General features: G+C 60.7%; 9 protein-coding genes and 1 pseudogene. 5 read left to right on the top strand and 5 right to left on the bottom strand.

What is annotated here, in order from left to right; translation table 11 throughout:
• Nucleotides 1–112 precede the first annotated feature (112 nt).
• The 3 genes from B0W55_RS27355 to B0W55_RS27345 are packed head-to-tail and all read right to left on the bottom strand — an operon-like array spanning nt 113 to nt 2686.
• The gene (locus tag B0W55_RS27355) at nt 113–1162 is read right to left on the bottom strand and encodes an alkene reductase (RefSeq protein WP_077049026.1); all 1050 of its coding nucleotides are present in this window, start codon (nt 1160–1162) and stop codon (nt 113–115) included.
• A 20-nt stretch (nt 1163–1182) separates the two neighbouring features.
• Nucleotides 1183–2349: an MFS transporter gene (locus tag B0W55_RS27350; RefSeq protein WP_077049025.1), complete on the bottom strand. Its 1167-nt coding sequence runs from the start codon at nt 2347–2349 to the stop codon at nt 1183–1185.
• 34 nt (nt 2350–2383) lie between these two features.
• Nucleotides 2384–2686: a helix-turn-helix transcriptional regulator gene (locus B0W55_RS27345; protein ID WP_077049024.1), complete on the bottom strand. Its 303-nt coding sequence runs from the start codon at nt 2684–2686 to the stop codon at nt 2384–2386.
• A 170-nt stretch (nt 2687–2856) separates the two neighbouring features.
• On the opposite strand from B0W55_RS27345, the gene B0W55_RS27340 reads away from it, so the two are divergent.
• Complete coding sequence (locus tag B0W55_RS27340; RefSeq protein ID WP_077049023.1) at nt 2857–3435, top strand: ACP phosphodiesterase; 579 nt, start codon at nt 2857–2859, stop codon at nt 3433–3435.
• Between the two features lie 114 nt (nt 3436–3549).
• On the opposite strand, the gene B0W55_RS27335 is transcribed toward B0W55_RS27340, so the two are convergent.
• Entirely contained in the window at nt 3550–4341 is a 792-nt protein-coding gene (locus tag B0W55_RS27335; RefSeq protein WP_077049022.1) for a 1-acyl-sn-glycerol-3-phosphate acyltransferase, read from the bottom strand.
• Nucleotides 4341–5096 carry an L-ornithine N(alpha)-acyltransferase gene (gene olsB, locus B0W55_RS27330; RefSeq protein ID WP_077049021.1) on the bottom strand — a complete coding sequence of 252 codons (756 nt, stop codon included), beginning with the start codon at nt 5094–5096 and terminating at the stop codon, nt 4341–4343. Before olsB ends, B0W55_RS27335 begins: the two co-directional genes overlap by 1 nt.
• 155 nt (nt 5097–5251) lie before the next feature.
• Here olsB and B0W55_RS27325 point away from each other — a divergent pair, with 155 nt between their 5' ends.
• The 4 genes and pseudogenes from B0W55_RS27325 to B0W55_RS27315 form a co-directional block, all read left to right on the top strand.
• Nucleotides 5252–6130, top strand: coding sequence for an acyl-CoA dehydrogenase family protein (locus B0W55_RS27325; protein ID WP_077049020.1), 879 nt, complete (start codon nt 5252–5254; stop codon nt 6128–6130).
• Between the two features lie 792 nt (nt 6131–6922).
• A pseudogene (locus B0W55_RS31325) lies at nt 6923–7064 on the top strand (Rhs element Vgr protein); the annotation flags it as partial.
• A gap of 102 nt (nt 7065–7166) precedes the next feature.
• Nucleotides 7167–7634: a DcrB-related protein gene (locus tag B0W55_RS27320; RefSeq protein WP_077049019.1), complete on the top strand. Its 468-nt coding sequence runs from the start codon at nt 7167–7169 to the stop codon at nt 7632–7634.
• Between the two features lie 5 nt (nt 7635–7639).
• Nucleotides 7640–9400 (top strand): DUF6531 domain-containing protein (locus B0W55_RS27315; RefSeq protein WP_175645577.1); only part of this gene is annotated, 1761 nt, incomplete at its 3' end.

The following is a 9400-nucleotide window of genomic DNA, read 5'->3' as shown; positions in this document are numbered from 1 at the left end:
AGGAGCGAGCTTGCTCGCGAAAAACGCCAGGGCAACGCGGGCATTCAGGTAGCCCGCGTTATCGTTGACGTTCATCGCGAGCATGCTCGCTCCTACAGGGGGCCGTTGACGCTTACAGTGTCGGGTAGTCGATGTAGCCGACCGGGCCCTTGGCGTAGAACAGTTCCGGACGCGGCTCGTTCAGCGGGGCATCCGTCTTCAAGCGCGCCGGCAGGTCCGGGTTGGCGATGAACGGGATACCGAAGGCCACGGCATCGGCCTTGCCAGCGGCCAGTTGGGCGTTGGCGCTGTCTTTGGTGAAGCGTTCGTTGACGATGTACGGGCCGCCGAAGGCTTCCTTGATTTGTGGACCGAGGCTGTCGTCGGCTTCTTTTTCGCGGGAGCAGATGAAGGCGATGCCACGCTTGCCCAGTTCGCGAGCGACGTAGGTGAAGGTTTCGGCCAGGTTGTCGTCACCCATGTCGTGGGCGTCGGCGCGGGGGGCCAGGTGTACGCCGACGCGGCCGGCGCCCCAGACTTCGATGGCGGCGTCGGTCACTTCCAGCAGCAGGCGTGCGCGGTTTTCCACGGAGCCGCCGTACTGGTCGGTGCGCTGGTTGGTGCTGGTTTGCAGGAACTGGTCGAGCAGGTAGCCGTTGGCGCCGTGGATTTCCACGCCGTCGAAACCGGCGGCCTTGGCGTTTTCGGCGCCGACGCGGTAGGCGTCGATGATGTCGGCGATTTCAGCAGTTTCCAGGGCGCGCGGGGTCGGGTAGTCCGACAGTGGGCGAACCAGGCTGACGTGCCCCTTAGGCTGAATGGCGCTCGGTGCGACCGGTTTTTCGCCGTTCAGGTACGACTCATGGGACACACGGCCCACGTGCCACAGTTGCAGGAAGATCTTGCCGCCAGCGCCGTGGATCGCCTTGGTGACGTTGGTCCAGCCGCGTACCTGGTCGTTGGACCAGATGCCGGGGGTGTCCGGGTAGCCGACGCCCATCGGGGTGACCGAGGTGGCTTCGCTGAGGATCAGGCCGGCCGAGGCGCGCTGTACGTAGTACTCGGCCATCAGCGCGTTGGGCACTCGACCTTCGTCGGCGCGGCAGCGGGTCAGCGGCGCCATGATGATGCGGTTGGCCAACTCAACGTCGCCCAGTTTGATCGGATCGAAAATAGTCGTCATTCAATAGCCCTCGTGAGGTATCAGTTAGTCGCAGGAGCCAGCTCGGGATTACCGCTCTGACGGAAAGTGATCAGGGTCAGCAGCAGGGCGAGTACCGCCAGTGCCGCTGCGGCCAGTGGCACGCTGGTCAGGCCGAAGCCATGGGCGATGACGCTGCCGCCGACCCAGGCGCCCAGGGCATTGCCCACGTTGAACGCGCCGATGTTCAGGGTCGAGACCAGGTTCGGCGCGGCCTTGCCGTAGGTCACCACATTGACCTGCAGGGCAGGCACCGCGGCGAAACAGGCGGTGGCCCACAGGAACAGGGTGATTTCGGTGGGGATCAGCGCCACGCTGGTCCAGGTCAGCACCGTGGAGACCACCGCCATGGCGATGAACACGCCGATCAGCGTCGCCGCCAGGCCTTTGTCAGCCAGTTTGCCACCGATGATGTTGCCGACTGTCAGGCCCAGGCCGATGAGCATCAGGGTCCAGGTCACGCCACGGGGCGAGACGCCGGTGACTTCGCCCAGCAGCGGCGCGACATAGGTGAAGAGGGTGAACACCGATGCGGCGAACAGTGCGGTCATGCTCAGCGACAACCAGATACCGGCGCCTTTGAGGGCACGCAGTTCGGCGCGCATGTCGAGTTTCTCTTCATCGCGCTTGGCCGGCAGGAAGCGGATCAGGCCGATCAGCGCCACCACGCCGATCACGGTCACGGCCCAGAAGGTCGAACGCCAGCCGGCCTGTTGACCGAGGGCGGTGCCCAGCGGCACGCCGAGGACGTTGGCCAGGGTCAGCCCCGTGAACATCAGGGCCACGGCTGAAGCACGCTTGTTGGCGGGCACCAGGCCTGCCGCGACCACCGAACCGATGCCGAAGAAGGCACCGTGACACAGGGCGGTCACGACCCGGGCGAACATCAGCACGCTGTAGTCACTGGCCACCGCGCACAGCAGGTTGCCGACGATGAAAATGCCCATCAACGCCACCAAGGCGGCCTTGCGCGGCAGCCGGGAGGTGGCCAGTGCCATGAACGGCGCACCGATGGCCACGCCCAGGGCGTAACCGGTCACCAGCCAGCCGGCACCGGGGATCGACACACCCAGGTCCGCCGCCACGTTGGGCAGCAGGCCCATGATGACGAACTCGGTGGTGCCGATGGCGAAGGCGCTCAAGGCCAGTATGAGTAGCGAGAGGGGCATTGATTCATTCCTTTTGGCTGGCTGACGTTAAGGGTCAGAGCTCTTTGCTGAAGACTTTGAGGAATGCCTGGATGGTTTCCTCATTGCGTTTGAAGAAGTGCCATTGGCCGACTTTGCGGCTGCTGACCAGGCCGGCGCGTTGCAGGGTCGCCAGGTGAGCGGAAACCGTGGATTGCGACAAACCACAACGTTGATCGATCTGCCCGGCGCAAACGCCGTGTTCGTTGTGGTGGAGCTGATCGGGGAATTCGACGTCCGGGTCTTTGAGCCAGTGCAGGATGTCCCTGCGGACTGGGTGCGCCAGGGCTTTTATTATTTCGTCGAGGTCAAGGTTCATGATCGGGACTCGTGATGTGTAAAACGCTATATCGCGATGGGGCGAAATTTATATCGTTATTTCGCGATAGACAAATATGATTTCGGTCTGATGACCGTATAAATCGCTATATCGGGTTATAACGATACATCAGGTGTAACGTGACCGGGGCGCAGTGCTAAGCTGCGCCCATGAACTATCTCGCCCATCTTCACCTCGGTGGCCAGCGCCCCGGTCAATTGCTCGGCAGTCTGTATGGCGACTTCGTCAAAGGGCGGCTGCAAGGGCAGTTCGAGCCGGAGATCGAAACGGCCATCCAGCTGCACCGCAGCATCGACGTGTTCACCGATCGCCACCCGTTGGTGGATGCCTCGTTGTCACGTTTTTCCCTCACGCGCCGGCGCTACGCCGGGATCGTCCTCGACGTGTTTTTCGACCATTGCCTGGCGCGGGACTGGACGCTGTATGCCGATCGTCCGCTGGCGAACTTCACCTCGGATGTGTACCGGGTGCTGTCCAGTGAACCGCAGTTGCCGGAGCGCCTGGCGAGGATCGCGCCGCACATGGTGGCCAATGACTGGTTGGGGTCTTATCAAGACTTTGAAGTGTTGGAGCAGGTGTTGCGGGGGATTTCTCGGCGTCTGACCCGGCCGGAGGAACTGGCGAGTGCGATGCAGGAGTTACGGGTGTTGTACGAGCCGTTGAGCGAGGATTTTCGGTTGTTCTATCCGCAGCTTCAGGATTTTGCGCAGAACCATCCGGCAACATGAATCACTGTAGGAGCGAGCTCGCTCGCGATGGATTAAAGAGCGCCATGGGGTGTCAGGCGCCCATCGTCATTGTTCACGGCCATCGCGAGCGAGCTCGCTCCTACAGGGGATGTGTCAGGCCGCGATAGCGGGGCGCATCGGGGCTTGCTGTTTCTGCGGAACCGTTCCGAACAACGCCTTCTGCACCGCCTGCTGTGCCTCGAACGCCAGCGCCGCACGCTCGCGACCCTCGCAGGCAATCGGCTTGAGCAGATGAATCTCCACCTCTCCGCGGTCATTGGCAAACAGGCGCATCAGGTGCGAGAGCAAATCATCGTCACCAATGAACGGCGCCAAGGTATCCAGTTCGCCATTGCGCAGATAACGAATCGCCACCGGCTGCAACTTCACTTCGGAATCGATCGCCGCCGACAACAGGCGTCCGTGAAAGGTGCGCAGGGAGCGGCCATCGGTGGTGGTGCCTTCGGGGAACATCAGCAGCGGGTGGGCCTGTTGCAGGTGACGGGTCATCTGTTTGCGGATCAACTGGCTGTCGCCCGAGCCACGACGGATGAACAGGCTGCCGGCCTTGGCCGCCAACCAGCCGGCCACCGGCCAGGTCCGCACTTCGGCCTTGGACAGGAACGACAGCGGCGTGAGCATGCCCAGCAGCGGGATGTCGGTCCATGACACGTGGTTGCTGACCCACAGCATCGGCGCTTTCGGCAGTTCGCCGTGCACCGTCACCTGGAAGGGCAGGGCGTTGCTCAGCCGCGCCATGAAGAACCGCGACCAGCGTTGCCGGCGCTCCATCGAGTGGGCCAGGCCCAGGCGCTCGAACACACCGAACACGCTGGCCATGGTCAGGCCGAGCGCGACTACTAACAATACTCGTGCAATGCGTGCATACACGCGCAGCCGGCTCATTACACCGCCGCCTTGAAGTGCTTGGCGTAACGCGGGCACAGTTCGTCGCGCTTGAGCAGGATGAACACGTCGGCCACCTGGAAATCTTCGTCCCAGCACGGCTCGCCGCAGATCTTCGCGCCCAGGCGCATATAGGCCTTGAGCAGGGGCGGCATTTCGGCGATGACGTTGGACGGAATATCCAGCACAGGCAGCGGCTTTTTCGGCTCGGCCCGCAGGTGTTCGGTGCAAAGATAACGTTCGCGCAGACGCTGCATGATCGCGTGGGCCTGGATGCCGCCGTCCTGCATCGGGATGCTCGCGCAACCCATCAGGTAGCTGTAGCCGCCCTGGTTCAGCACTTCGGCCAGTTCGCCCCAGAGCACGGCGATGGTGCCGCCGTTGCGGTACGCCGGGTCGACACAGGTGCGGCCGATTTCCAGGATCGGGCCTTTGAGGTGAACCAGGCCATGCAGGCTGAATTCTTCTTCACTGTAGAACTTGCCCAGGCTGCTGGCGGCCGTGTGGTCGAGCAGGCGGGTGGTCGCCACCAGGCGCCCGGTGTTCAGGTCGCGCACGCCGATGTGGGCGCAGTGAACGTCATAGTCGTCCATGTCCAGACCCAGCTCCGCGCCTTTCAACTTGGCGTTGAATTCGCCGCTGAATACGTTGAAACGCAAGGCCTGGGCTTCCTGCAGGGCCTCGGCGCCCACCAGGCGTTCGGCTTGCAGGCGGCGTTCGGTGCCGGTGTCGCTGATGCGGGCGATCTGAGTCATGGCGATTCTCCGTGCGGGCTGCTCACCCGTCTTTGGGTTACAGCGGATCGACTTTCTTTATCCAGCCTTGTTGTGCAAAGTCAGGCTATGTAGCCCCGGTGTCATCGCCGTTAAGCTTTGGTGATGCTTATATGACAGCCTTCAAGGAGCCCTCCATGCCCTGGCAAACCCTGTTGAATCGCCGCGATCGCTTGCCCGCCGACCCAGACCTGGGCGAGGGCTTTGCGACACTTCTGCAACAGCTGGGTCACGTTTCGCCCTTTGAGCTGGCGGTGGCCGGCGGGCGCTTGATGGCCACGCCGGGGCTGGCGTTTCTGGTGGGCTACCAGGCGGCGCTGCGCATGCTCTGGCCGAGCGCGCCGGCCAGCCTTGGCGCGCTGTGCGCCACTGAACAACGCAGCCTGCGACCGGCCGACATGCAGACCCGTCTGCGGGATCTGCGCCTGAGCGGGCAGAAAGATTTCGTCACGGCGGGGGACGCGGCCGACTGGCTGTTGGTGGCCGCCCGCTGCGAGCAACCCGGCGAGGACCCGCGCTTGAGCCTGGCGGTGGTCTATCCGGATGAACCGGGTGTGCGGGTGGAAAAATTGCCGGCGATCCCGTTGATGCCTGACGTCAGCCATGGCCGGTTGTTTCTGGATAACGCAGCCTGTGAGTTGCTGGCGGGGGATGGTTGGGATGCCTACGTGAAACCGTTTCGGACGCTGGAGGACATCTATGTGCTCAGCGCGATGACGGCGTGGCTGTATGGCGTGGGCCAGGAGTGCGACTGGCCGCAGCCCCTGCAACTGCGATTGCTGGCGCTGCTGGCCGGCTGCGCGGAGGTCAGCCGGCAGGCGCCGGGAAGTCAGGCGGGGCATGTGTTGCTCGGTGGGTTGTTTGCGCAGTTCGAGGCGTTGAAGGATGAGATCGATCAGGCGCTGGCTTCGGGCTCGCCAGAGTGGGCGGCGATGTGGCTGCGGGATCGGGCGGTGATGGAGTTGGGGAGCGTGGCGCGTGGCAAGCGGTTGGCCAAGGCATTGGCGGCGATCTGACGGGCCTCTTCGCGAGCAAGCCTGCTTCCACAGGGGGAACGCATTTTAATAGGTTACTTCTTCGTATGAGTAGTCAGTAAAAATGTACCCAGAACAACAGGGTTTTTTGAAAAGATCGGCGCCATCCAACGATCTGTCACGACATATCGTCTCATTCAGATCCGGCATTTTTAAAGTGGTAACCGCTGTGAAAATTTCTTTGAGTGAAATAGGCACTAAATAAGATTTGAGTTTTTGTCATGTCATTCCCATACCAAACTCGCTGATGAATCCTGAAACCGTTCTGGAGTTTACGTTATTGTTATCTGCGTTCTTCACGAAAGAGGTTCAATGCCAGTTTGTGTACAATTCTGCGGCTTCTAATTATTTTGCAGGAATTGCCCAGAATTGAGTTCAAAGTGCAATAAAATGTCCCGATACACTACGGTTGGGGGGGTTGGCACAGTGCATGGCCTAGGTGTCTCCTTTGCGCGCTCGAGATCCAGTGATGCCTGAAAAAGCGTGACAAATTTCTAAAATGTTTTGTCGGCTGGTGGTACTTTCATACGGTCTTGCGGTCACTGTTTCAGGCGCATGATGACGCGTCAGTATTTCATTTGGGTGTTTAAACGAATCGATGAAAACGAAGGCTATTTTGTAGGATGTTTCTTACAGAAAAACTCGGATTAATTCGTGTCGCCTCAAGTTGAATTCATAAGCGGCGAGTTGTTCACCTGTTTCGATGCGTAGCGACAGTTATGCGCAGTGGTTGAGAAAGGTCGGCAGCTTTTCACTGTTTTCAAGGAGATACACATGTTGATGGACCTGGCTGCAATGCTTTCCCCGCAGAATCGGCGCTATCCAAATTCAAGAATTTCGCCAACCCCGAACAGCAATTGTTGCTTGAGTCCTTCAAGGGACTGAAGTTCTGCCCCTTGCTTACAACTTCGAGTTGTGGCCAGGCCCGCGCTCAGTCTCTGGCGGGTTGATTTCGACGGCATGCTCGAAGGCCTCGCGGCCCGCTGAATACCATTTTGAGTCAAGGAATTTACATCACATGGATTATGAATTGCAGGAAGGCAGCATCGCGTTGCCACAGGGTTTCCAGGACCGCACCGTAAACATGTTTGTGCTGGGGGCGAGCATTCCGGCGCCGCTGAGCATCACCATTTCCCGGGACACGTTGCTTCCCGGTGAGGCGCTCAAGGCCTATGTCGAGCGCCAGATCAAGATGCTCGCGTCCAAACTGCGTGGCTACACGTTGCTGGGCAAAAAAGCCGTCGCGTTGTCGACCTCGGCACCGATCGACGGCGTGCAGATCGATGCGTATTACATGACCGATGGCCGTCCTTTCTATCAGCGCCAGGCCGCGTTTTTGATCGAGCCAGGACGCGCGATCATTTTTTCGACCACCGCCCAGGCTGACTTCAGCAGTGAGCAGAACCAGAACTGGGTGGACCTGCTGGCGAGCTTTCAGCCTCGCCAGCCCGGCGTAAACAAGACCGACTCCAGCGAACAGGAGTAACGGTCATGTTCGAAGCCGCAAGGTTTGGTGATGAAATCGCCCACACCAGTGCCCTGGGTGGGTTCCTGATCGGGGCAGCGCTTGGGATTGCATTGGTTGCCACGGTCGCGATCGCGACCTTCACCTGTGGGTTTGGTGTGGCACTGTTGGCGGGTTTGGTCGCAGGCGTCGGAGGTAGCCTGCTGACCTCCATGGGGGAGGCGATAGGCAGTCGTTTTTCATCGCCCTCCGGGACCATCGTCCTCGCATCGGCGAATGTCTTCATCAATAGTCGCAAGGCTGCCCATGTCGAAAAAAGCATCGGTGCCTGCGACAAGCATCCTGGGCCTGTACAAGTCGCTGAAGGCTCGACCAACGTTTTCATCAACGGCACTGCGGCAGCTCGCAAGGGTGACAAGATCACCTGCGGTGCAACGATTTCCAGCGGCTCCGGCAACGTGTTCATTGGTGGTGGTACCCACCGCTACCTGCCGGTAGACGACGAGATTCCAGGCTGGCTGCGGACCACGGTCGATGTCCTGATGGCCATTGCAGGCGCAGCAGGCGGTATCGCCCAACTGATCAAGGCCGGAACCCAGGCTGGCATGAAAGCCGTCATGCCCTGCGTGTTGAAATTCACCGCCGGCTTCGTCGCCGGTGAAGTCGCCAGTCGCTACGTCGTAGGGCCGGCCATCGAGCGTGCAGTGGGCGGCCTGATCGGCAACCCTGTCGACGCCACCACCGGCCGCAAGGTCATTCCAGACGAAACCGATTTCAGCCTCCCAGGCCTGATGCCCATCGACTGGTCACGCTTCTACGCCAGCGACCTGACCGTCGACAGTGTGCTCGGCAAGGGTTGGGTGTTGCCTTGGGAACAAAGTTTGCGCCGCGGTGGCAGCTTCGTTTACCTGACCGATAATCAAGGTCGCACGGTGCCCTTCGTAGACATCCAACCCGGCGAGCGCATCTACAATCCCCACGAGCAGGTCTATCTGGTCTGCACCGAAGGCGGCCACTACCTGCTGCAAACCCTCGACAACACCTTTTTCTACTTCGGCGAAGTCGCGGACGACAATCTCTCCGTGCCGCTGCAACGCATCGAAAATGCGCTGGGCCACTTCCTGCATTTCACCCGCACCGCCGAAGGCGCGCTCACTGACATCAGTGCCACCGGCGGCGTGCGGGTGCACCTGCATTACGACAATCCGCTGGGTCGCCTGACCGATGTCAGACGCGTGGTGGACAACCAGGCCGTCGAGACACTGGTGCAGTATCGCTACGACGACAATGGCCAACTCATCGAGGTGATCAATCGCAACAGCGATTCGGTCCGACGTTTCAGCTACGTCGACGGCGTCATGGCCAGCCACAGCAACGCTCTGGGTCTGACGTGTAATTACCGCTGGGAAACCATCGGTGAGCGGCCCCGCGTGGTGGAACACTGGACCAGCGATGGCGAGCATTTCCATTTTCGCTACGACCTCAACGCCCGCACCACCTGGATCACCGACGTACTGGGGCGTGAAGCCGAGATCCACTACAACAGCGATCACCGCGTCACCTCCAGCCGCGACTTCGGTGGCGAGCACTACGTTATCGAGATCGACGACACCGGCAACATGACTGGCCTCACCCTGCCAGATGGCAATGTCGTCAAGCTCAAGTACGACGAATACGCACGATTGCTGGAAGAAACCGACCCGCTCGGACGCAAGATCAAGTACCAGTACCATCACTTGACCACCCTGATCACCCAGGTCGACTACCCCGACGGCAGCACTTGGAAA

Origin of the sequence: Pseudomonas sp. KK4 (assembly GCF_001984065.1) — a bacterium.
GTDB lineage: Bacteria > Pseudomonadota > Gammaproteobacteria > Pseudomonadales > Pseudomonadaceae > Aquipseudomonas.
This window is presented reverse-complemented; position numbering and strand designations above follow the sequence as displayed.

Coding starts and splice junctions, on each gene's coding strand:
- olsB (WP_077049021.1), bottom strand. CDS start 5,096: ATGACTCAGATCGCCCGCATCAGCGACACCGGCACCGAACGCCGCCTG.
- B0W55_RS27345 (WP_077049024.1), bottom strand. CDS start 2,686: ATGAACCTTGACCTCGACGAAATAATAAAAGCCCTGGCGCACCCAGTC.
- B0W55_RS27325 (WP_077049020.1), top strand. CDS start 5,252: ATGCCCTGGCAAACCCTGTTGAATCGCCGCGATCGCTTGCCCGCCGAC.
- B0W55_RS27320 (WP_077049019.1), top strand. CDS start 7,167: ATGGATTATGAATTGCAGGAAGGCAGCATCGCGTTGCCACAGGGTTTC.
- B0W55_RS27355 (WP_077049026.1), bottom strand. CDS start 1,162: ATGACGACTATTTTCGATCCGATCAAACTGGGCGACGTTGAGTTGGCC.
- B0W55_RS27340 (WP_077049023.1), top strand. CDS start 2,857: ATGAACTATCTCGCCCATCTTCACCTCGGTGGCCAGCGCCCCGGTCAA.
- B0W55_RS27335 (WP_077049022.1), bottom strand. CDS start 4,341: ATGAGCCGGCTGCGCGTGTATGCACGCATTGCACGAGTATTGTTAGTA.
- B0W55_RS27350 (WP_077049025.1), bottom strand. CDS start 2,349: ATGCCCCTCTCGCTACTCATACTGGCCTTGAGCGCCTTCGCCATCGGC.